The 24401-nt window shown below is 41.2% G+C and carries 19 protein-coding genes and 1 pseudogene; 4 read left to right on the top strand and 16 right to left on the bottom strand.

Translation table 11 applies throughout. The annotated features are described in order from the left end of the window. Positions 1–2 precede the first annotated feature (2 nt). From ASF12_RS05095 to ASF12_RS05130, 8 genes are read right to left on the bottom strand one after another with little or no spacing between them, the layout of a single operon-like run. On the bottom strand, positions 3–776 hold the full coding sequence (locus tag ASF12_RS05095) for a class I SAM-dependent methyltransferase (protein WP_056030394.1): 774 nt from the start codon (positions 774–776) through the stop codon (positions 3–5). Continuing rightward, the gene (locus tag ASF12_RS05100) at positions 754–1383 is read right to left on the bottom strand and encodes a gamma-glutamyl-gamma-aminobutyrate hydrolase family protein (protein ID WP_056030398.1); all 630 of its coding nucleotides are present in this window, start codon (positions 1381–1383) and stop codon (positions 754–756) included. Before ASF12_RS05100 ends, ASF12_RS05095 begins: the two co-directional genes overlap by 23 nt. Next, the gene (locus tag ASF12_RS05105) at positions 1380–3710 is read right to left on the bottom strand and encodes a PEP/pyruvate-binding domain-containing protein (RefSeq protein WP_056030401.1); all 2331 of its coding nucleotides are present in this window, start codon (positions 3708–3710) and stop codon (positions 1380–1382) included. Before ASF12_RS05105 ends, ASF12_RS05100 begins: the two co-directional genes overlap by 4 nt. A 20-nt stretch (positions 3711–3730) precedes the next feature. Beyond that, entirely contained in the window at positions 3731–6505 is a 2775-nt protein-coding gene (locus ASF12_RS05110) for an AMP-binding protein (protein WP_056030404.1), read from the bottom strand. Further along, positions 6483–7307, bottom strand: coding sequence for a hypothetical protein (locus tag ASF12_RS05115; RefSeq protein ID WP_056030408.1), 825 nt, complete (start codon positions 7305–7307; stop codon positions 6483–6485). Before ASF12_RS05115 ends, ASF12_RS05110 begins: the two co-directional genes overlap by 23 nt. Before the next feature lie 3 nt (positions 7308–7310). Beyond that, positions 7311–8480 carry a beta-ketoacyl-[acyl-carrier-protein] synthase family protein gene (locus ASF12_RS05120; RefSeq protein ID WP_056030411.1) on the bottom strand — a complete coding sequence of 390 codons (1170 nt, stop codon included), beginning with the start codon at positions 8478–8480 and terminating at the stop codon, positions 7311–7313. A 14-nt stretch (positions 8481–8494) separates the two neighbouring features. Further along, the gene (locus tag ASF12_RS35015) at positions 8495–8770 is read right to left on the bottom strand and encodes a hypothetical protein (RefSeq protein WP_056030414.1); all 276 of its coding nucleotides are present in this window, start codon (positions 8768–8770) and stop codon (positions 8495–8497) included. Further along, on the bottom strand, positions 8767–9576 hold the full coding sequence (locus ASF12_RS05130) for an acyl carrier protein (RefSeq protein ID WP_056030417.1): 810 nt from the start codon (positions 9574–9576) through the stop codon (positions 8767–8769). Before ASF12_RS05130 ends, ASF12_RS35015 begins: the two co-directional genes overlap by 4 nt. A gap of 144 nt (positions 9577–9720) precedes the next feature. On the opposite strand from ASF12_RS05130, the gene ASF12_RS05135 reads away from it, so the two are divergent. After that, the gene (locus ASF12_RS05135; protein WP_056030420.1) at positions 9721–10998 is read left to right on the top strand and encodes an MFS transporter; all 1278 of its coding nucleotides are present in this window, start codon (positions 9721–9723) and stop codon (positions 10996–10998) included. 351 nt (positions 10999–11349) lie between these two features. Here the strand turns inward: ASF12_RS05135 and ASF12_RS33465 are convergent, their stop codons facing one another. From ASF12_RS33465 to ASF12_RS05150, 4 genes are all read right to left on the bottom strand, one after another. Further along, positions 11350–11661, bottom strand: coding sequence for a 5'-3' exonuclease H3TH domain-containing protein (locus ASF12_RS33465; protein ID WP_081418617.1), 312 nt, complete (start codon positions 11659–11661; stop codon positions 11350–11352). Between the two features lie 311 nt (positions 11662–11972). After that, positions 11973–13190 carry an HNH endonuclease gene (locus ASF12_RS05140; RefSeq protein WP_056030422.1) on the bottom strand — a complete coding sequence of 406 codons (1218 nt, stop codon included), beginning with the start codon at positions 13188–13190 and terminating at the stop codon, positions 11973–11975. A 1-nt stretch (position 13191) separates the two neighbouring features. Continuing rightward, complete coding sequence (locus tag ASF12_RS05145; protein WP_056030425.1) at positions 13192–14787, bottom strand: AAA family ATPase; 1596 nt, start codon at positions 14785–14787, stop codon at positions 13192–13194. Beyond that, complete coding sequence (locus ASF12_RS05150; protein WP_056030428.1) at positions 14769–16505, bottom strand: hypothetical protein; 1737 nt, start codon at positions 16503–16505, stop codon at positions 14769–14771. The genes ASF12_RS05145 and ASF12_RS05150 overlap by 19 nt, the downstream gene beginning before the upstream one ends. Positions 16506–17120: 615 nt before the next feature. Here ASF12_RS05150 and ASF12_RS05155 point away from each other — a divergent pair. The 3 genes from ASF12_RS05155 to ASF12_RS36475 are packed head-to-tail and all read left to right on the top strand — an operon-like array spanning position 17121 to position 18668. Continuing rightward, the gene (locus ASF12_RS05155; RefSeq protein WP_081418618.1) at positions 17121–17699 is read left to right on the top strand and encodes a helix-turn-helix domain-containing protein; all 579 of its coding nucleotides are present in this window, start codon (positions 17121–17123) and stop codon (positions 17697–17699) included. A 19-nt stretch (positions 17700–17718) separates the two neighbouring features. After that, positions 17719–18519 carry an IS3 family transposase gene (locus ASF12_RS05160; RefSeq protein WP_081418619.1) on the top strand — a complete coding sequence of 267 codons (801 nt, stop codon included), beginning with the start codon at positions 17719–17721 and terminating at the stop codon, positions 18517–18519. Between the two features lie 17 nt (positions 18520–18536). Then, entirely contained in the window at positions 18537–18668 is a 132-nt protein-coding gene (locus ASF12_RS36475) for an IS3 family transposase (RefSeq protein ID WP_081418620.1), read from the top strand. An 892-nt stretch (positions 18669–19560) separates the two neighbouring features. On the opposite strand, the gene ASF12_RS05165 is transcribed toward ASF12_RS36475, so the two are convergent. The 4 genes and pseudogenes from ASF12_RS05165 to ASF12_RS05175 all read right to left on the bottom strand — a co-directional run bounded on the left by ASF12_RS05165 (position 19561) and on the right by ASF12_RS05175 (position 23894). Continuing rightward, a complete protein-coding gene (locus tag ASF12_RS05165) occupies positions 19561–20436 on the bottom strand; it encodes a hypothetical protein (protein WP_155972794.1) in 876 nt (291 codons plus the stop codon). 242 nt (positions 20437–20678) lie between these two features. Then, a complete protein-coding gene (locus ASF12_RS05170) occupies positions 20679–21488 on the bottom strand; it encodes a hypothetical protein (RefSeq protein ID WP_056030436.1) in 810 nt (269 codons plus the stop codon). 993 nt (positions 21489–22481) lie between these two features. Continuing rightward, positions 22482–22630, bottom strand: a pseudogene (gene rpsR / locus ASF12_RS33475) (30S ribosomal protein S18); the annotation flags it as partial. A gap of 133 nt (positions 22631–22763) precedes the next feature. Beyond that, entirely contained in the window at positions 22764–23894 is a 1131-nt protein-coding gene (locus tag ASF12_RS05175) for a protein kinase family protein (protein ID WP_056030439.1), read from the bottom strand. Positions 23895–24401: the final 507 nt, after the last annotated feature.

The raw sequence follows: 24401 nt of genomic DNA on the forward strand, positions 1-24401 counted from the left end.
TTCTATATCGCTTGGACTGTCCAAGCTCTTGTCTTGTAAGGCACCTCAATTTCATCCATATGGCTTAAGCATAGGCTGATCTCATCCATAATTTTCTCGAACAGAATCTGCCCCGCTTGCACCTGAATATCATTTACCGAACGCCAAGCGTTCAAATAACGTTCTTTTGTCATAACAACGGTATGTGGAGCCTCCATAAATATTAAGCGATCGAACTGCCCCGTAGATAACAGCACCTCCTCGACGCCGCTCATGTGGCTCTGCGAGCCTGATGAAACACGCTTTAAATCAGGGACATAGTGTTTTATTATGCTTTCAATCTGCTGTTGCAGTTCATTTCGCTCAACATCCCGCGGATTCCATAAAGCTGTAAAATGTCCGCCTTCTTTCAAGATACGATGAAACTCGCTTAACGCTTGCTTTTGATCAGTCCAATGAAAGGAAGAGGCCATAAACACCCAGTTTACCGAATCATTCGCTAGGCCCGTTTCCTCCGCAAAACCTTTTTGCCAAGCAAACTGCTTATTGCAAGTATCCAGACGAATACCTTCTTCCCGCATCGCATCGTTAGGCTCGACAGCTACACCCCTCATCCCTAGCTTAGCCAGTATTTCGGTTAGCTTCCCCGTTCCCGCACCTACATCTGCTGCCACAAAGCCCTCGTTAGCTGCTCCCGTATGCGACATCAGCGAATGGAGAATATCTTCCGAATAACCTGGTCGGTTGACATATTGTTTGGCCAGCAAAGTAAAATCACCGTGCATCATCATACTCATTCTCATTCTCTCCTCCAAATAATTGTTTTATCATGCTCATATCGCTTGGCTCGAACGGCATTTCCCGTTCTGGATGCCACATAATCCCTTTGATGCTGGCTTGCTTGTGCATTACCGCCTCAATGGTCCCGTCGGCAGCCCTTGCGGTTACAACGAGCTTCTCCACAGACTTCCGGGCTCCGTAGCGGTGATAGCTGTTCTTGCTCCAGCTGCCTTCGTTCGTGTGCACAGCATGATGCACCGCAACATGGCCTTCGATTCTCGCAAGTTCAATGCCCCAGAAATCCTGAAGCATTTGCATGCCTCTACATACGCCCAGCAGCGGTTTGCCGCTGTCACATGCATATTGAATGAGAAATCGCTCTACCTCATCCCTCTCCGGTGACCTCCCGCCATACTTTAGAAGATCGTTGCCTCCCGTCATAATCATGCCTCTGATCGGCAGACTACGCAGCATTTCCTGAACGGTTGGCAAATGATTCGGCAGCAAAATCGGCGTATAGCCGCAGGTGGCTAAAAGGTTGATCCAGCTTTGGTCAATAGCGTCTCTTCGCTCACCATGGCTTGCTACCTCTTCGACACGCATCGTAATGCCAATCATAATCATTGGATGATCCTCATGTTTTTTCCCGCGCAATCGATGGCAAGCACCTTGGCATTGCCGTAGTGGTTATACAAATTTTCTCCTACTCCAATTACCGCGGGAATCGACAGCTCGCCAGCACGAATAGCCATATGTGAATTGACGCCTCCGTACATCGTTACAAGGCCAGCGATTCCTTTGGAAAAAATCCAGTCATAACCGGGATCGGCACTCGGAAGGAATAAAATGCTTCCCCGCAAGCTTTCATGATCTTCATGCGAGAATGCAATCTTGCTGGTTACCTGATTCATGGTAATAAAATTCGGCTCAAGCTCCGGTTGACTGAAAAACCATACATTAGAGGGCTCGGTGATCAATGGCGGCAGCTCCAGCTGCAAGGTCGCCTCATATCTTTGTCTGCCAGCCTTAACACTATCCAGCAGCAAGCCCTGTATATCGCAATCTGACTCGTAAGCCCGTTTGATCACCTCAATATTGGCAAAGGAAGCCTCCTCCTTCGAAATACCGTATTCCTCCGCCAATTGGCCGAATAGCCGAATCGCCTCGCTCAAGCTTTTTGTAAATACAAACTTGGAATATTCCCTTCCCTCAATCGCGGTCTTAAAAAAGTCGAATAGTCCAAGCACATTGCCGTCTAATAGACCGTGCTCTGTCAGCAAAGCTTGAATCCGTTTATATTGAGCAAGCGAAAGAAAGAAGGAAGGCTTCTCTATCACACGGTTAAGCTCGCGCGACGAAGAAAATTCAAAATACTGATCCGGTGCTTCATCATACCGAAGCGAACAGATTTCATAGGTTCCAGGTCGTAAATGTCCATATTTCGCTAGAAATTCCTCCATGTCTAGCTGAGCGTAATCCATACTGATTTGTGTACTGACCGTCTCCAGACTGCTCATATAATGATGGTAGTCGCTTTCCGATAGAATACCAATGGAGACGAGGGATCGAAGCATTTGTACCGCTACGAATCCTCCTCTTGCCAGCCCGGCGAATGGCAGCGTACCATAACGCTTGCAATCCTCCAGCAGCCAATAAATTTTCGACACCTTGTCGATTGAGCTGTCCAGCAATTCCGAACACCTTGCTTCCAGCTCATTGATTTTACTCAGATCATTTTGTAACAAACCATTTTCCGTACATACGATATGATTCGTGAGATCCTTCAGACAAAGACTAAGCTGCTTCAATTCCGGCTTTGTGAATCCATGCTCATAGAGTATCTCCAATCTGGTATCCAGATCGAAGGTGAAACAAGAAAATATGATCTCAAACTCGACCTTGTCATGATTCTGGGGGTTATCGATTAAGCTTTGCATATAATAATTCAGCAGCTTCTCGCTTAATTCGGCATCCAGCTCCTTTGGCAAAAAGGAGTTGAAGCTGACTCTTACATCGATATATGGAAACCCTCCCAGATCGATGAGCAGAGGAAAGCTCCTGACATTCTTGTATCCGTATCGACTCCTCTGATAGGCCCATATGCTGTCCGTCACTAATTCTTTATACAGCGATAGCGCGAGCGGCCGGGGCCGAATGCCGATTATTTCAGCTGGATTCCAGTCTGGCATGACACCATAGACCGTTTTGTGTCCATAAAGGTAAGGCTGCCTCGCTTGACCTTGTCCTACTTTGTCATAGATCCGTTTTAGTATCGCAGATTGATGGTCAAGGCTTGCTAAATCGCAGGTTAATAACAAGGGTCGAACCTGAAAAAGATAAAGCTTGCCCGCCTTGTCCACTGCAAACTCAATATCCAGCCTAGGTGTCTCGAATATGTGCTCCAGTTCATCCATTAAGTCAACAATTTGATTCAGTGGCCTCACTGCAGGCAGTGGCGAGCCCTTGAAATAATGATAGGTTTTGAGATGATTGGTTGTGCCTGAGGTGACAGCATCGGTTGCGCCGCTGACATCATCGTAGTTGATGACGATATAATTGCCGCCATTATTAGGATTGACGCCAAAGGCGACGCCGCTGATCGCAACATATGGAAGCATCGGTTGTATGAATACATGATGGACCGGATCCTCGTCTTGATAGGATGCAAGCACCCTGTTAACTGCCTGTATGGCTTCGCTCTCTCCATTCACGTCAAGAACGGAATCATAACGCCCTGCATAGGAAGCGGCAATCCCATCCTCCCAAGCCGCGCTGCTTCGTACAATGAGTGGCGCCCCCGACCATGAAAGCTGCTTAAGGCTGTCTAAAATTTCCGATTGGCGATAACGCCACTCATATGCGGTAAATTGAAGCTGGGGTAGAACGATTGCACACTTGACTAGTCTCTCAAGCCTCTCCAACGTTTCTGATTTTGTACCGAATAGGATCAACCCACTCTCACCCAGCTCCCTTATCGCACTGCACTGTCCGCTTGACGCTCAGACAATAATTGGACTTGATATTCCAATCTGTCGGTGTCGCCAAGCTCATGCTCTTCTGCGAGTAATTTCATGCATAGACGATGGACCATCGTACGAATAATGGCAGGGTTCTCTACGAACTCTCCATATTGCTTCTCAAACTTAAACGGGAATGCCAAGAGCTCCATCAGGTTATCGTAGTTGTAATAGTCGTGTCCGGGATATCCCCATGCCCGGTATTTAATTCGAAGCATGCTCTCGAGCCTGAATTTGTCGAAAGAAGACAATAACTCATCATAAGATTTCGAGATGGTACGTGTATTAAATCCGGATACAACCTCGGAAGTTAATGAATTCCACCATTTCATGCCGCCAAACGTGCTGTGAAGCAAACTTTCATCCCAATCGATGCCCAGATGCTTGCATATCAGCTTAAGAGTAGCCTCCGGCTTTACATGCAAATCCTCTAATTTCACCAAATACGTCCGGTCTGTCCAGCGTGCCGTTACAGGGACACCATGGAATAGAGCTTGCAGTTGAAAGCATAAGTTATAGACACTCGCTTTGCCTGCATGCAATTGGTAGTTCAATGCGGAAGCAAACGCAATAACAGGATTTCGAATCATATGAAATAATTTAGCGTAGGGAAAAAGCTCAATGAACTGCTCAGTCTCCGCAACGCTCGTTCCGAAGTGAATGCCCCCTTCAATAATGACTGGAAGCTCTGAGTTGAAGTCATAGGTTCTTCCCAACGCGTAGGATGCCGCAAGCTGTACGGCTTGATAGAAAAAAGTCATGTCCATCAGATCAGCCGTCTCCGTAATTTCCAGAAATGCCGTCTTAAATTGGGCTCGGTCAATCGCGAAAATCTGATCTCTATCTTCACCTAAGGCGCACATCCCGTTCTGCTTCGGTTCTTCGAATATGCAGCCTTCGTTGAACTCGCCAGGGAACGTTTTGAATATGGCATCAACGATTTCCTGGTTGTCCATGCGCCCTTCACGCGGTTTGATCGTTGATTGCCACAGCTTGAAAATTTCCATACCGTTCAACATGGTTAATATAATATTCGGATGGCCGTCCAGCAGACTTTTCATCAAATGCGTGCCGCTTCTCCCGTAGCAATAAACACTTACCACTTTATTTAATGAAGCCGCATAGTCTTTCTTCGTGAATGCAGCGTGCTCCATAAGGTTGTGAATGCGCGCAAGCTCTTTCTCAATCTTTAACATATATTCACTAGAGACTGAACAACGTTTCGCTCTCCTATAGAGATCATTGGCTTCCAGCAGCCGGCCTTGTTTTTCGTATACGGATCCGAGCTCCAGCAGCAGGGACACCTTTTGAGGTTCCTGGTACAGCTGCTTCTGCAACCGTTCCTCCTCACGATTCAGTAAATGGGGATTCATCCGAATCAACTTGCCCGTCGATGTTCTTGGAAGCTTGCTTGTCCAATAAAACCTTCTAGGTACTTTATAGTCGGCCATGTGTTCTCGGCACCATTCCAGCAAGCTGGACTCCAGCAATGATTCTTGCCGCTCGACATGAGCTTCAATAATCTTGTTGTCCTCTGATAAACAGACAAGCACATCACGGATTTTGGGGTGGTTCCTCAGCTTAAGCTCGATCTCCTGGAGATTCACTTTAAGTCCGCCGATAATCTTGATACTGTCTGAACGCCCGGCTAAATATAAAATCTGCTCCTCGTTAATGGAACCGGTATCCGATGTGTTGAACCATCCCTTGCTCCATCTTTCGTTCACGGTGCGAGGCAGATAAGGCGATTCCAGCAATTCTGCCAGCACCTCATCGTTCTCAATTCGCAAGCTTACTCCCGGTAGCGGACGACCGACGCTCTCCGGATATTTGCCGTCCCAGTCCATGGTCAGAACTCCGGTCTCGCTTGTCCCGTACTGCTGACCGATCGTGACGCCATATCTCTCGTAAAAAGCTTGATAAACCTCTAGAGAAAGAGCCTCCCCTGCAGAAATGGCATGCTTAAGCTCAGGGAGCGGCCCAGGCCCAGGCGCTTGTCCTAATAATTGATAGTGGAACGGAACGCCATACATCACCGTAATCCTTTCCTCCCGGAGTGTCTGAAGGATAGATAGGCTCTGGTGATTTCGTGGAAAATATAAGCAAGCTCCCGTGAATAAGGTGAGCAGTAGTCCATTAAGCAAACCGAATGTATGCGTAAGCGGAGACAAGGCCAGAACACGATCATCGCGTGATAATAAAGGTACAGCTGTCAATTTGTGCAGATCGCCAAGGATCGCTTCTGCCGTTCTACCGATTGCTTTCGGCTTGCCCGTAGAGCCCGATGTGAACAAATGAAGCACGCATTCATGCTCGCAGCCTTTGCTTTGCTGGAGCTTCACGATTTCGAAGGAAACTTTTTCGGCAAAGCTTGCTAGCGGATGACTCTGATCGGTTGAGCAAATATAATAGTGTGGACTATATTCCTGCAGCAACGCCTCGGTTTCCGTCCGTTTCAATCGGCTGTCCAGCAGCATCGCCTGAGCCCCTTGTTTCCATAGGGCAAACAACAAATAAACAAAAGTCAGGGAGCTTTTGATTTGCAGCGCAACGAGATCCCCTTCCTTGACGCCTGCTTCCGCTAGCTGCTGCCGCCCACTTTCGATTTCCTCGAAAAGCTGCCCGTACGTTACGGAAGAAGAGAATTTCATCGCCAATTTAGAGGGCTCTGCTGAGTTTGAAATCAACGCCTGATAAAATGCTTGCTTATCGATTGAGTTTAATAGCATGGCAGCCTCCTCCGAATTCATAATCGTAGATAATAACCGGGGCGGCTACTTCCCTATTTTTTAACCGATCGACTGCAATGACCAGATCCGCTAGCCCTTGATTGCCTGCAAACGGTCGTACAGGTGGCTCGGTGCTCAAGGGCTCAGTCAAGCTTTCGACTGCTTCAATATAAATAAGAAGCTCCTCGCCAGAATCTGAGAAATCATCTCCCTTGGCGCATTCCAGTAAGAGCGAGATCGCATGATCGCATGATCGCATGGCCGCCTCTGAATCAACAAGCTCCGCAAGCAGTTCGTCGGAACGGCTGCTTTGCAGTTCAACACCAATGACGAGTACCTGCTCAACATCAGGTTGATCCATATAGATTTCTGCTAGATCGAGCAAGGAAACAAGTCCGTTCCCGAAGTGGGAGACCGCTGATATCATACCGGTAAAGCCAAATTGTTTAGAAGCGTAGCCAAGAATGGAATTAGGAACGGATTGATAAAACAATAAAGGATTATGGACTTTGCCTTGAAGCAAATTCTGGCTTGCCCGATCTGCAGTGGCCGTATCGCCAAATGCACTGCCAAGCAAGATAGCCAGCTTCTGATGAGAGCGAATCGTCCCCGACTCCACATGGTTTTTCAAAATCTGATACACCATGGGATTGAAGGCGGATTCGATAAAACCGGGGACGGGTTCTATCGCAATGGATCGGGCCTGTTCTTCCTCTGCTTTAAGCATATCCGCATAATCGGCCAGACCTTCGATGGAATGCCCCCATGGACCGATGCATGCAGTCGCTGTCAACTTCAGCATAAATTACCCCCTCTCAATCGATTTTTGCAGAACAATAGCTGTATTGTTGCCTCCGAAGGAGGCATTTAAATTGATGACCTTGTTCAGCTGCTTCTTCCTTGGGTAATTCGGTACATAGTCCAAGTCGCAATGGGGATCCTTCTCTTCATAACCCATCGTGGGCGGAATCGTGTCGTGCTTCATAGCCATGATGGAGAGAGCCGTCTCAACCGCTCCCGTACCTTCCAGAATATGTCCCGTCATCGTCTTCGTCGATGAGATCGGTGTATCATAAGCCCTCGTGCCAAACGCCTGCTTAATCGCCGCTGTTTCTGCACGGTCATTAAGAGGAGTGCCTGTCCCATGGGCATGAATATAATCTATTTCTTCCTTCTGAATAGAAGCAGCGGCCAATGCCCGCTCAATGGCGAGCGCCATACCAGCTCCATCCGGATGAGGCTGGCACACATGGAAGGCGTCGCAGGACAGCCCCCAGCCAAGCATTTCGGCCAGAATCGTAGCGCCGCGCTTCTCGGCATGCTCCAGGCTTTCGAGCAGGAGCATAGCGCCTCCGTCTCCCAGCAGCATGCCTGATCGATTGGCCGAAAATGCCCTTACTCGGCCGTCAGCAGCAAAGGTGCGGCCCGAATTGAACTTCGCAAACATCTCCTCGGTCACCAGGGAATATCCGCCGCAAAGCGCAGTATCCGATTGCCCCCTCCGGATAAGCTCATAAGCGACGCCAATCGCGTTGCTGGAAGCAATACAGGCATTGTTTAAACTTATTGTTTTGCCGCTGCCCTTAAGCCGATAAAGGTCAGCCAATACCTTCAAATGGTAGGATGGCAGAAATTCCGATAGCGGTATAGCTGAATGTTGCCCTGAGGACTTCAACCTCCAGTACTGTTGAAGCGCATTGTAATCGCCTTGCAGGCCGAGTACGATGGACGAATCCGATAAATCGTGTAGGCCGGAGGAAGCAACGGCCTCCTCGGCCAAGCGTACCCCCAGTCCGAGCAAGCTTCCCTTGAAATCGGATTCCGCTGCGAAAGCAGTCCGGAAAGGCGTGCTGTCGAAGCGTGTAACCGGCCTGAAACGATGTTCTCCCGTAAGCACGCTTCTCTTAACGGCCTCTTCTCCGAAGCCGCTTGGAATCATTAATCCGATCCCTGTTATCACTACCCGATTGAACATCGCGTACTCCTTTCTCACATCGTGTTCGTATGCCTCTTGATCATTACTCCCTTCTCCTGGATAAGCCGGTAAATGGCATGAATGGAGTCGAAGCGCCCGTAGTCCTCGTCTTCTAGCTGCAAATGGATATGATTGCGATGCTCCAGCATGTCGAGAAACCATATGAGGCACAATGAATCCATCATAATAAGCGAATCATCGTTGAGCTCATCCGGTCTTGAGACAAACAGTTGATTTTCTAGCAGCAGCCTTTTGATGCCATCCTTACTTATTAGCGGACGCTCGTTCATACCGCATTGGCTCGCTCATGCAAAGTGCCGATCAGTTGCCCGACTGTGTACCCGCTAATTTCAATGAGCTCGCTATCGGCTATCGTCAACCCGAGCTGTGCCTCTATTCTTGCAGCAAGCTCGATAATTTGAATAGAATCAAGCGCGAGCCCCTCATCCCCAAGCGGCATCGTCTCATCAACCTCGTCTGGATTCATCTGTATATTCATCTGTCTAGTAATCATATTTATTACTTCATCAAACATTTGTTGTCTGTTCATTCTATCGTGGTCCCCTTCCTCATCCATAAATGGCTGGGTCGATTTGGTGTTCATTCGGATTATATCCGGATTAAAATATTCGATAAGATGTACCCCACTATCCTGAAAAGGAGGAAAGGTCATCTTATATTCCTTAAATGGAACCCGGCGATGCTCTTGAAATTGAAGGCGATATGGTTTATCAAATAAATCCACGGCCTCGGCTGTGAGCCTCCAGCCGTTCTGAATCATGGTTCTAATATCCCGAGTATGGCTTGCTCTCAGCACATGGCCGATTCCTTCCCTCTCACTGATAATTCGCTCCAGCAGCACAGGGGGAACGTAGGCCGGATCAATTAAAACGATATTCTGCGACACATAACGTTGCTCCCTCTCCGTAATCAGGAACGACTCGCGCAATATTTTCCCTCCGGACACATGAGATTGACTCGCAACAATGGGGTGCAGCCGCCCCATCGTTATAATCTCAAGCATATCCGTTGTACGGCTGTTTGAGGTCACGAGCATTTGCAAGATAATCCACTCCAAACGACTCAGGTCTTCCAAATTGTATTCACCTCCTTTCTATTAATCGTTAATAGCTGAAATCGCATAATGTATCCACATTTTAAGGTTCTGTTGTAGGTGCGGGCGGTTCGTGGTATTTTTAATCAAAGATGGAAAGATCAAGATTATTAGGAGCGATCAATCATGGTGCAAAGAGTAAAACGGTTTTTATCTGCGTCCGATTTTTTCGGTAACAAGTTTATACGCGTCATTCTGATATCCAGTCTGTTTCTGCAAATAGGCGTCTGGATGCGGAACTTTGCCATTCTACTGTTCGTTATGGAAATGACGAACAACGATACCGTTGCCGTGTCGATGCTCTATGTCGCCGAATTTGCTCCGATTCTCATCTTCTCTGTCATCGGCGGAACCTTTGCGGATCGTTGGAAACCCAAAAAAACGATGATTTACTGCGATTTGCTCAGTGCCCTATCGCTGCTGGCCATCTTGGCGGCCTTATTGTTAGGCTCATGGAAAGCGATATTCTTCACGACGCTGCTATCCGCGGTTCTATCGCAATTCTCACAGCCCTCCGGGATGAAATTATTTAAGCAGCATGTACCGGAGGAGCATATTCAGACAGGCATGGCGATGTACCAAACGTTGACTAGCGTCTTTGTTGTCATAGGTCCGGTATTTGGTACTTTCGTTTATAGCGCATACGGCATCAACGTTTCGCTTGCATTAGTAGCCATCGCATTTGTTTTGTCAGCCGCCACTTTAACCTTGCTGCCACCAGACAAGCTGGGCAAAATCGGGAACAAGAGGGAGTCCTTCTGGTTTGAATTGCGCGGCGGCTTTACATATGTTCTTCAAAATCCGGTACTCCGTTTGCTTGGCATCGCCTTCGGCCTAGGCGGGCTCGCGGTCGGTATCATTCAGCCGCTCGGCATTTTCATCGTCGTTGATCAGCTGCAATTGGATAAAGAATATTATCAGTGGTTTGCCAGTACCAATGTTGTAGCAACCGTTGCTGGAGGTTTATTGGTTGTAGGGATCTCGAAGCTTGTACCCTCTCAGAAAATTTTAGCCATCGGCAATCTCTTTAGCGCCTTTTCCGTGATCGGCATCGGATTTTCAACTTATCTCTCCTTATCTCTGGCGATGCAGTTCATTCGCGGTTTTGTCCTCCCCTTCATACAAGTAGGAATTAACTCCATTGTCATGAAAACGACGGATGAAGCTTATGTTGGAAGAGTTAACGGGGCATTTGGCCCGATCTTCATGGGCTCCATGGTACTCATGACCATGGTTTCCGGATGGCTTAGCACGTTCCTGCCATTAGCCTTCATGTACCTGTGCTCTGGCATTTTGTTTGTTGTCTCCACAGCTGTCATCTCTCTTATGTTCCGTTTGAAGCTTCAGATCAACCCGATTGTCGATAGCACTAGCAATAATCAACAAACTTCGCAATCCATGTAACGACTATACAATTTCGATCGATTCCAAGATATTATCTATATTTTACGGATTAACATTTATTAAATTGTGTGGATTCACCTTTTTTCAACCTTTACCATTTTTTAATATTAGCTCTATTCCTCTATGAAAATGGCGCTGTTCGCAAGTGTAGTCATGCATAGATGGGTGTACAAATCAAACAAGCCCATGCTCGTTTGCATGGGCCTTAGAATGTAAAGTAACTCACGCTTTATCCGAAGCGATGGGTATCATTATTTGTTTTGAGTTCAGGAAATTAGAGAATGGTTAATGAGGTTTATAAAAAATAAAACGGCTATCGAGATGTCCTCGATAGCCTTCGCTAATTAGTCTTTAACCAATCATTTTTAATAAAGAGGTTAGCCTATATTTTTCAAATAACATTGTTGCTGATTCCAAATTGACCTCCCATAAACACTCATCAAAGGAGCATTCAATCGGAACCTCAATGTTAATTGTGGCAAGAGTTCTTGAAAGATGCAGCATCTCTAAATCAGACTCAATTTTCGCTTTAATACTTTTCGGTAAAAGGTTTAAATTACTTAGTATGCCGTCGATTGACTCATATTCGCTCAGTAATTTAAGTGCGGTTTTTTCCCCTATTCCCTTCACCCCGGGGTAATTATCGGAAAGGAACTTGAAAATAAGTGGGAATTGAGCTACTTTTCTCTTTCAAAACTTCAGCTAAACCTTACAATTCAAAAGGGAACCTTTTTGTTTTCCCATTTATATTTTCTTTTATTAATTTGTTTTGGGAATTTCCAATTCACCTTAACGTAGGTGTAATGAATTACTTGTTAATACATACTTTATGAAGATACAATAAAAACTCCCCCTTTTCATTATCTATCATGGCTAAAGATCACATCATGCATATAATCACATTAAAAAGTAGCTGACTAGATCGTCCGCTACTCAAAAATTCCTTTAATTACATCATTTTATTTAAGAAAAATTCAGGCTTTATTCAAACGATCTTTGAGTTCTTTCTTTCTGGCTTTCTTTCTAGACTCATTTAATTCCCTCTCTAATTCCTCATAAAAAGGATCAAAACTTTCAGATACAGTTGCAATCGCTGAAACATAGTTAATGTACTCAAATTGGTAAGCAGTATTATATACATATTCTTTATTAGTAGGAGCTACCAGTTTCTCATATATAAAATGTCTGACTTCTTCCTTGCTCAAGGATTGATCTTTAATATAGTTTGCTTCAAATTCCTTCCGAACTGCTTCCATGAGGATATTAAAATGGTGGGGAATTCTATCTGTCCAGACTTTTTCTAGATTAAATGTTACAACATGCCGCTCAATACGATCGTTTTCAATAGGGTTAACCGAAGATAAAGCTTTTATTTTCACTTTCCTATTCCCGGGATATCCAGAAAGTTCAGATATAATTTTATTTTCTGCTGAACGTATATAAGGCAGATAAATGCTCGTCAGACATCCCGGTGAATTTATTGCATAAGTATTCGAAGGCCAAGCAGGAACACGATCGCCTTTTCCTTGTGTTGCTTTATTACCTATCGTAGAATTACATTTCGAACAAATTGGAACAAGATTATAAGGCTGAATTACAAGTGCTGGAAATAAACTTTTAGGGAAATAATGATCTAACTGTGAGTCTCCGAATGAAAATAATCCTAGGCAAGCTGGACAAACTTTTTTTCTTTGAGAGTTCATTATAAAATATTCATTTTTAAATCTCTCCCTGTTATTGTGTTGAGCTCCAGTTGCTTTATGATCAAAGAAATCCCTATATAATTTACCAAAAACCTTGGATAAGGTATCGATAATTTGTTCTTCACCTTTTTTTGTAAACATAACCGGGAAATTCAAACCATCAAGATATCCTGAGAATTGGAATGCTCCATTTGTATGTCCTCTAGCATAATTTAGATCAGATTTGAGAAAAGAAATTACTGAAGGCATTATAGTACTAGGAATACCATCAAACAGTTCCTTAATACGATTTTGCATTGCATCTTGATGCTGCATTAAACAACAATTTCTATACTTTTTATATTTGCGCACCTTTAGAAATGAATCTCCATTAAACTCGCCGTTGTATATCGCTAACTTATGGCAGTACTCAATAAGATCTATAAAACATTCTCCAGCCAATTTCATTTCTTTATGTATCTTAGTAGGTTTATTTAGATCGATAAGCATATCAATTCTCCATTCTATTAGATGAACCTCTAGAAGGATTTCGAAACTGATGTAAATACTCCAGCATACGATAACGTTGATAGCCAGGACCAATTTTATCGACAATTTTTTCTAAAGCTTCAACTGAAATAGTCTGATCCCTATCAAGCTTATTATTGATATATTGCATTGAATATTCTCCAATTCTTTGGTCCATAAACAACTGCATACTAACTTCGCTGCGATCAGCAGCGAAAGTCGATGTGGAAAGTGGTAGAGCTTCGAAAGCCCCTTTGGAGAAATCATCTGACTCCATGAATGATTCAATCATATAGGTCTGATCAGGGAATGCGTCAGTTAATATTAGTGTGGAATGCGTAGCAATCCAATATTCTTGGCGGTTATATCTCTCCTTTTTTTCATTCTTTTTTGTAGACTTTATAAATTCGTGTAATTTACTAATAAACTGCATTGTCCAGTTCTCATTTAGGAATACGTCTGGTTCGTCAAATAGAAATAATGTATTCTCATCATGTTCTTGTTGAGATAAGATAATTAGTGCCATTCGACATAACCATAAATATTCACCATCACTTAAACTTGTATGGTCAAGTAAATTATCTGTATCATTATGTTTTAAAAAAATATTTGTAGTGTATAGATAGTCTTCTCTCCAAGCGAACATCAACATTGTAAGAAATTCTGTTGGGTTATTTGATAATAGTTGTTCAACTGAGAAAGTGATTACTCTTACAGCTAGTGGAGCTGTTCTATCTTTTCGAAAAACAATTTTCACCTTTGAACTCCCTTCCGAATGATTAACTAGCTCTAAGAATAGTCTCTCATACCTTTTTTTATCCTCATTCGAATTTTGAAGTTTTCTAAAACTCTCTTCATCAATCTCGAGAGAAATGAAATATGGTGTAATATTCTTAACCATTAAAAGAAGCTCGTTTTTTTTAGAAATATAGTTTTCGACCTCATGACTATTTTCTGGATTTGACAACAATAAAGCTACTAAAATTAGAATGGCGTTACTTGAATCAAAATTGAGACTACTTGGCTCATAAAGTAGCTTTCCTCGTAACTGGCGAAGATAGTTGAGATTACTGCTGTTTACTTCTTTCTTATGCAATTCGTCATAAATATCACTATTTATAGCATTTAGTGGTGAATCCACTAGTACTCCCTCAAGTGAATTATTGGGCCCTGAAGCAAAACTCACTATTCTCCGTGGATGAAGGTCATCTCGCTCGCTAAATCTTTCCTTAATAACTCGACCTTTTTTAACACTAGCTAAACTATCATTTGAAATACGAATATGTAAACGACCCTTAAAGCGATACTTACTTGAATCATTCGTAAGCAATATATAAGTTGTTTTAGCTCCTCGTACAATGCTGTAAATGATTTCATACCTAAATCCAGGTGACTCATCGTTCATTGCTCTTGTGAAGATTAAACCAATAGCTTGCATAACTGTAGTTTTTCCTGACCCATTGTTTCCGACCAAAAATTTCAAAGAAACTTTACTTATATCATTATCTCTTTCTCCAAAAATACCATTAAAAACTTTAAATTGCTTGTAATTGTCTAAAGTTAAACTGTGTATTTCCATATTCGCTCTCCCTCAGGAACTACCATCCAGGTATCTATAAAACTGTATCTATCCCCGTCTAATAACTCATCAATTCGCTCTAAGTATCCTAATCGATTCAACAAATAAACGGTATCTAATGCATGCTGTATTGTTAACTTTCTCTGATCTTCAATCTCTAAACTTTGCCTAGCTTTATGAATCGCTATTGGAGAATCTGAATTACAGAAAATTTGATATAGTTTCCATTGTTCCAGCGAAAGTACATTTTTCAACCTAGAATCACTGTTATTATTGCTTGAATTAGACTGTTTAAGACGGAAGAAAACTTGTCCCTCTCCTGATATTACTGCTTCAATATACTGATCCCGTATTAATATTTGAAGTGCATTTGTAACTTCATTAACGGTTCCCAAACTTTCTAAGTATTTATACCATCCATTTATTATACGAGATGAGAAATTTAGATTATTTTGACTGTTTTCGTTTGTATAATTAGAAATCGATGATAGTATAAGCTGGTATATTTCTGGAGTCTTAGTCACTTCAGTTTCTGAATTAATTGGCGCTAAGGTGCCATTATCATTATTGTAGTCATCCCAAAACGTAGAAATTTCTTTATGTGTGAAATCTGAGATACTATACCTTTTGATACTATCAAAAGGTATACTTTTTACTCCCAAACCAACTTGAATGGGGATTAGAAAATTTCTACTAGGAATTCCTGTTGTTTTTTCAAGCATTGGTAAACTTATTATGGCTTCAATTGTGGCAATATTTTCAATTTCGGCTAGTAACTCGTTCATGTGGTTATCTAAAAAATCCTCAGATAAGACAGCAATTATCCAACCTCCTTCATCATTGCAAACCTCAAGGCCATATCGAAGATAAAATAGATCCCTCTCATAAGGAAACTCGCTGTACCTTTCTAAAGAACTATTTTTAACATCTTGAGGATATATAAATATAATATCGTGCATTTCATTGCTTCTACTGGATTTGTAACTTGTCTGTTTACGGATTCCACTTACAGTATTTAAATTCAAGATACTAAATTTTTTAACTCCATTGAGCAACAGTCGAAAAGTCGATATTCGAGTCATTACTGGAGAAATTGAGTAACCAGTGAGCTTAAATGCAGCGTTGCCCCACAATTTATGCATCTGAGTATTCATAGCAGTCAGTAGTTGACCGGAACGACAATTAATATCATGAATACTCTTTGGGTGATCTGAATGATGCATTGCAAACGATGTCAAAAAATCAGCAAATTTCTCTGGAATCCATACTTCTTGACCATCAACAGACTCTTCAAATAGCTGACTAAGTAAATGATCATACATCGATAAATCACTAGGATCATCCCAGAGATACCAACTTTCCTGACTATTATATATTTCACTTAGAATCTCAATAATTTTTACACATTGAATTGCCGTTATTGTGAGTTTATCACCTCCTTTAGCAATTCTTTTTGGTAAGTAAGATCGATGTGATTTCATAATCGGAAGAATTCTGTCTTGTATTATCTTAAGGGCATACTCCTTTTCAATCCGTAGAGACTTCCACGTATAATTAAGACTGCTCTTATATGCATATGTAAGTCGACGTGGACTATCATCTGCAAGAAGCATGGTACCCCAAAAGAAAGTTATTTGATCGGCAACAGATAAGGCACTGTTAGTACTTGAATAAACGGTGCTGATTAATTCATTTATTAATTCTTCTATTCTATTCATACCTCTTCACAGTCCTATCGTAATTAGTTCCAGTGACATCTTAGTTATGTTTCCCCTTAAGTAAGCTACTCTCGCCGTTCTTTTTCCTTTTTCGTAACGCATATCCCTTTCAACCCCTTACAATTATATACAATAATATTTTCGGTAAATGAAACAAAAAACATTAGGTCTTTTCACCTAATAATCTACTCTTGGAATCTTTAAGTTCAAATTGTATAACCTCGGTTAGAATGCCGAGTAAAACGAAACTGCACATTCCGGATTGTAAAAGAGCAACTGATCTTCTGCCTCCTTTGACCCTCCTGCAATATAATTTAACTATTTCAACCATCGTTTCCCGTAAACTAGATTTCATCTATCTTCTTGATGCCAAGCAGTCTTTCCTCGTAACATCCTCTAAACCATTTCCTTTCTTGAAAACAATGCCTCTAGTTATTACATCGATTAGTCTTCTTCATTTATTTTTCGGTATTGCCCATAAATATCCTTCTTAAGATCGCGTTAAACTGCCCATTACTTCAATGAACGACGGCAGCCGATCATGGTGTGATATGCTCCCCATACGGTAGACAGGTGAAATAATAAAAGCCTGCACACTGTGAGGGGAGCCTTTTCATGTCTAGAGAGAAATATAACGCTTTGGAGAAACTCGCCATCCTCGAAGAGGTATCGAACGGGGAGATTGGTTTTCTAGTAGCTGCGAAGAAGTATGGAATTAACAAGACGACTTTAATGAAATGGCAGCGTCGATACAAGACACATGGGTATGAAGGGCTGGAGCGTCGTACACATCTGCAGAAGTACAGTGCTGAGCTTAAGCACCAGGCGGTGAAGGACTACCTTGAGGGAGGCTTGTCTCAGTACCAGATCATCGATAAATACAAGATTGCTAGTACGAGGCAGCTCTTCAATTGGATGAACAAGTATAATGGTCATAGCAGCTTAAAAGCCAATAAAGGGGAAGAAAAAGCTATGACAAAAGGGCGCACTACGACTTGGCAAGAACGGATCGAAATCGTCCAGTACTGTCTGACCCATCCATATGATTACCAAAAGACAGCTGGACAGTTTAAGGTCTCCTATCAGCAAGTATACCAATGGGTACAGAAGTTCGAAGGTGGCGGTCAGGATGCGTTAAAGGATGGCCGGGGGAGAAAGAAAGCCCCGGAAGCGCTAACGGAGGCCGACCAGTAGAAACTCAAGAGCAGATGGAGTGCGAAATGGAGCGACTTCGGGCAGAAAATGTATTTTTAAAAAAGTTAGAGGAAATAGAAAGAAGGCGACGCTAAATCAAACACGGCAGGAAACGATTTACCTTGCCATTCAGGCACTTCAAAAGGACGCGCCAACTAGCGTTCAACTTCTATGCGAAATTGCAGGAATTGCACGCTCAAGCTATTACAAATGGCTAAATCGCAAACCCAGTTCTCGTGAGCATGAGAATGAGCAGTTGATTCAGGTGATGATGACCATCCATGAGAAAGTGGAGCGCATCTTTGGGTACCGTCAGTTAACTCTGCATATGTGTAGACAAACCGGAAAAACCATTAACCACAAACGCGTAAAGCGGCTAATGAAGGTCATGGGAATTCAGTCCGTTATTCGAAGGAAGAAGAAAAAGTATGCCAACACTACTCCACAACAGGTCGCGGAGAACGTCCTAAACCGCAACTTCCATTCGGATACGCCGAATGAAAAATGGCTCACCGATGTAACGGAATTCAAGTATGGCAACAGTCAGAAAGTGTATTTAAGCGCTATTCTCGATCTCCATGATAAATCGATCGTCTCCTATGTATTAGGGCATTCTAATAACAATCCATTTGTATTCCAAACGTTGAAACTCGCCTTGCAAGCAGCTCCAGAAAGCAGTCCTATGCTTCCGATAGAGGCTACCAATACACTTCATTGGGCTTTAAGAAGCTTCTGGATGGCAACAAAATGGTTCAGAGTATGTCTCAAGTTGGGCGATGCATCGATAACGGTCCAATGGAATCCTTCTGAGGGACCTTAAAATGCGAGAAGTATTATTTGAACAAGTACCATACTTTTAAAGAGCTTAAAAGAGCCATTGAAGTCTACATTCACTTTTACAATTACGAACGGTTACAAGCAAAATTAAACGGCCTTAGTCCGATGGAATTTAGAACCAAGGCCGCTTAAATGATTTCGTTTATTTATACTGTCTACTTGACGGGGTGCAGTGCAGTTCAGTTCAGTGCTGGCTGCCGTCGTATCTTGTTGTGCTATAGTTCCTGCACACGGAACTTGAAATAAAAAAGGAATTTTGATGTTATCTACTTTCAAATTTTTGGGTATCTTTATAATTATCAATGGGTACCAAAGCATTTTCCCAATTTTTCTGCAGCTATCATTGTTTTTATTAGGAAAATATAACGATCGATGTTTAACAGTCTTACAAGCTTCTTGTTTAGACAACGGAAACGGGTCAGTGGTTTATTCCAATGTCTATCCCAAGGGTTGCACTTCATTCTCCATATAGGAATTCTTAAAGTGTTTTCATAAGACTTTCTATAGTTAATCTATACTTTTCTCCATTGCCTTCCCATTCATGCTTTTTATCTTTAAGTTTTTGTACGAGGGGCTCTTCCAGCAAGCGTGATACTCATTCAGCTTGTTTTTTTGAATCTACTTTACCAATTCCTCGCAATGCCCGTTACCATATCTACAGTCCCATTTGAAAGACTATTATCTGGTGCACGGGATGACCACGCCTCCGAAACCAAATATCACATTGACACCGTTTTTATAGCAATATCCTCCTGTTATCTTTTCACTCTCTTGAAAGAATTACTGCAAAATAGCTTCTACAATTAGCAGAGACTAATTACTCCTGCTCAGAATGTTAGAAACTGAGCAGGAGCTTTATATATTGTAGGCATTTTAAAAATCTCTATTAAGATGAAAGCAGTCGCCGTTTTTACTCAAATTAAAGAGCAAGCTACATCAAAAGATTATAGAATATACAATCATATCTAGCTCTCTTAGTTTTGGAATCAACTGATCGTAGTTTTCATCAGAGTAAGTTTGAGTGTCATTTACGTATAAGCCGATAAGTTGACCATCCTAGATAAACAAATATGGCAAGCAATGCGCTAAAGAACCATCCAAACAAAACCCATTTGGTTAACATGTCATTATATACTTTTTGGGGATATGGTAGTAACGTAACTGGCCAGATTACCCCGACAATACATGCGTAGACAATTACTAATAATCCTAACCATAGTCCATCAGGTTTCCCATAAGTTACAAGGCTCTTCTTCTGGACAGCAATTTGATATTCTATATTCTTTATTTCTCCGTCTAAACGATCCCTTTCTAGTATTTTCGCTCTATATTCATTACCGTTAGTCGGAATGTTGGAGATATTCGGTATAGAAATTCTCATTGTAGGGAAGCTTCTACTCGAAGCGTTATCAAATAAATCAAATATTGTTTCATAATAATATCTTCGGTCTAAGTAAGCAGGCTTAATAATTTTGTAGAAATCATCAAAATCCTCAGGATACTCCTCATCATGTAATAATTGTTCCGCGAATTTAAAAAAGTCAGTCTTTACCTCAACTAATTTTTGAATATAGGGTCGATATTCATCCGCTGTTCTATAAGGGGAAACATGCGGATTAATAATTTCCTCGAAATTGGCATCGTTAAAAATAATCTCTTTACCATTTTCCCTTATGAAATCCTTAGCATCCTCCCATAAGAGCCAATCAGATATATTCTCAGATTGTTTGTTTCTAAACAGTAAATCAGATTCAAGTTCTTTTATCCGGCGGACGAAGCCGTTTTTTTCGCTCGAAAGTGTTAGTAATCTGCTGAATAAAAAACCTCCAACAATTGCAACAATCGCGGCAATCGCAGTCGCTATAGTACTTATAAGACCATTTAAATCAATACTAAACACCTCTCTCATAAATTTTATATTAGACCATTTTCACTGCGTTTTGCTATCCTATCAAACTTCGGAAAATAGGTATTAGACTTCTCAAGACCACCAGAACCCCGATTACAAAGCTGAGCATTAAGATGAGTCACGCACCATTGCTTACAACGGAAGCAGTGTTGGCGCATCAGTCAGGAACGGGAGACATAAGGACTTAACGTCGACGCCCCCCTGCACAATCCATTATTCTGGTTTTATGTCGTTTAAGAAGTCAATAAAATAAGCGACCGAGTTAGTTCAAGCACTCTTGACCAAAAAGTAAGAACCAATTCCTCAACCGACTCCCCATCCAATGTTGGATCAAAAATTCTCGTTTCGAAATAGTCCTCAGGAATTGTCATATCCATGCTCATGCCTTCATGCATGATTTCATTTCGAATATTAAGGAGCTTTTTCGACCATTTTCCGTGTTTTTCGTATACTTGTAGAATTGCTTGATGTTCTTCCCGTTTAGCTTCAATTTCATTTCTTAGATAATTTTGAATCTTATTATGAGATCCGTGATTTTTTACAGATACATTAAGCATTTTGGCGATATAACGTCCCACAGCGTCCAAATAGGCTGCCATGCGCGAAATAAAAGACTCAAATTCACAGCGGAGTGGTATATCCTCACATTGGATTAATTCAATTAAAGGGTCACTTGCTGCGCGGCGTGCTAATTTTTTTATCTCCCTCTGGATAAACCTCAAGCGGTGCATAAATTGCTTTTGATGATATCTGATTGCATGGAGTGGAAATATTATAGTATTACGTTCAGTTGCATTATCTAAATGTACTTTTTTTAAATCAAAGCCGAGTACATCTGCTATCAGAGGATCGACTTGGGCAAGAATGGCTGGTCCTTTTTCAACTCCATATCTAATTTTCACTTGGTTTACAATCAATGGATATCCTACTCGATGAAGCTTTGAAGACCTAATAAACGGAGGGATTTCCATTATAATTGGGGGATTAGTTGGTATACAGCATTGATTTGATGGTTTTTGACTTCCACAAAAGCATACTTCCATGGCGTTATTCCTTCCTGTTTTAGAGATTACGAAACCGACCCTAATGACTGAATATACGTATTACAAGTAATAGAACAAGTAAAACTGCGGAGTACGGACACCGATCGAGCTCAAGATATTAGAGCAAGTTCCAAGCGCAGAATATATACCCCGAGCAGTTACATTGACGAGAGCGCTCACTGTAGCAGCAACCTGCAACGAAGGAAGATTGGATGAACACATTCTTCTATCCTCATTAAAGAACTTAATCATTGAGATGTAACATTATAACTAAAGTTAGAGTTGAAAATCTATAATCATCTTGTTAACTCATGCCAAGAAATTCTTTTTTAGCTGAGTATCGTTATATATATCATAAAGAAATTCATTTGCAGCCTCATTGAATGCAGATATTAAATCATTTATCTATAAAATAATTATATCCCTGTTCGCGATTTCCTTTAATATTTTAGAATACATTTCATTATTATTTGCTTATTTAGGCCTCTCTTTTATTACAATCGAAGAAATCTTTTTTCCATAAGTACTTTTTCGGCAAGAAAATATTACACCCATTATCACAAAATTTCTTGATGATGAACATGGCGGAAGTATTACAAGGAACTAGGTATACATAGTTTGAGAAGATATAGAAAACTACGTTGATGTTAATGATTCCCCAAAAACCAGAGATATGTAATTTCTATCGATTGAAAACACTTATTAAAGTACTCAGGTTTTAAATCACTGTGGCTATTGATTACTCCATGCTAAGTCACATCTGCAAGAACCAAGATTAAAATGCTGCAGTTGCTCAATCCAGCTTAACCATCCCAGAAATCTATGTTTTCTAGCCTAACATTTCTTATTTTGATTAATACCCCTTACATCCTATGCATAGTTTTAAACATGTCTAAATCGTATTCCTTTATAGTAGTCTGACTAAACATTTATTTAGTACAAAATCCGACCGAGAATTTTCTCTCAGCCGGATTTTGCAAGAATATCTTGATTCTATTCTGCTCTGTATGACAGCAATGCTACTTGGCGCGAACGTTTGATTACAATATTCAGCAGGCGTTGGTCGTTGCACTTGTTCCAGTTACACGATGTGGCAAAATTTTGCGGCGCTCGCTGATAAACTTATTAAGCAGGCCTGTGTCTTACAATCAGACATCCTCAGTTCGCTCATATAGCCTGGATATTCCTCTTGACATATACCATTTTATAGAACACTTGCATAAGAACAACTATGGATAAGGTTGTATCTCTCATTTGAAATTGGACGCTTACTAATCAAAACGGTAAATCAGCATCAATAACATTAATTTTCACGCCGCCTAAACGAGTTTGAATATTGTCAATCACAATTTTTTTCTTCAACAAATCCAGCCCAACCAGTAATTTATAAAAATTTTTAACATTCTCCACTTCTATATCACATATTTTATTAAATGTGAAACTCCCCTTAATAAAACATCTAATAAGCTGAGAGTTATCTTGTATAAACGTCTCAAGTGAACTACTACGAATTAGAGCCCCTAACTTATTAAGTATATTATCAATATCATTTATTGACTCGTATTTATCGTTATAGTAAGAAATGTGATCTACTAACGCATCAGCAAACTTTATATACGTATTCTTCTCATTTTCTGAGAAATTTATCTCACTCAGTACTCCTTCAGAAATTGCTTGAGAGATATTATTAAATGAAGCATAACGTTCGTTTGGTTCTAATTTAATCATTATTTCTATAATATGATTGAACTTAAATCGCTCTACCTCTCCCTTACCTCTAAGAATGTTTTGAAACATTTTTCCTATAAAATAAATCTCAGATTGATGGTTATAAACACCCTCTAATTGAACCTCATTAGGCCATTGCGTAACAGGCCAATTAAGAAATATACTTTCCCCCCCAGTCTCTTCGGGCTCCAATTTTTTACCAAATCCAAAATCTATAATTTTTACAACTTCATTTTTGTCTATTAGTATATTTGCAGGACGGATGTCTCTATGTAATATTTTCTTTTCTTCTAAATATTCAAAAGCATAAATCACTTCTTTAAAGATATCCTCCCAGCTTTTTCCGAAATATGGTTCAAAATCAGCAAGAGTTATACCTTCTACATATTCCATTTGCAAATAGCCAGTTTTGGCTTCGGGATACAAGTAATAATTAAAAACCCTGACAATACTGTGATGAGATATATTAAATAGTATTTTAATCTCGTCTACAAAGCGACTATAGGTATCATCTGAGTTGTTATTATTCTTAGGAGCATATTTTTTAAATGCAAATAACATATCCGTCGTCTCATCCTTAAAAAGATGAGCATCCCCGGTTCCTCCAGACCCCAATGGAGAAAGATATCTGAAATTTTTCATGCTGTCGAATTTTACAACCTCTCCTGACACTAACATGGTAATCCTCCTCTTATTAATTTAAAAATAATGGTCTCACAGGTTGAATGAAGTTGTCAATTCAGGATTACTTTATTAACTTTCTAAAATATACTATATCATTAAAATTTTAGTGAACACGAGTGGCGTGTCCTAAGATAGATCGATTAGCAGTTATATTCAGGTGGCATCAAAAACTACTACGCTTAGAGATATCGATATACATTATCATAGATATGCCGTATTCGACCTCATAGAAGCTCAAAACCATAAATCCGACGCGTTTTACCCTTCGAGTCCGAACAAACAAAAACGAACACTGAAAAGTGTCCGCCAATTATATTATAATTGGAAGTGGACAATGTCGGGATAAATCCACAATTCGAAGCCTTGTGATACTGAGGAAATTTAGTGAATTAGTAAGTTAAGTTGCACTAAATTATTGTTGTCTTTTCACTTTATTGAACGAACTATTGAAAAAGAGCCTCTATAATATCTTCTATCTCTTTGTTAAGCGATTAAAATCCC

The sequence above is a fragment of the Paenibacillus sp. Leaf72 genome (genome assembly GCF_001422685.1).
In the GTDB taxonomy this organism is placed as follows: Bacteria; Bacillota; Bacilli; order Paenibacillales; family Paenibacillaceae; genus Pristimantibacillus.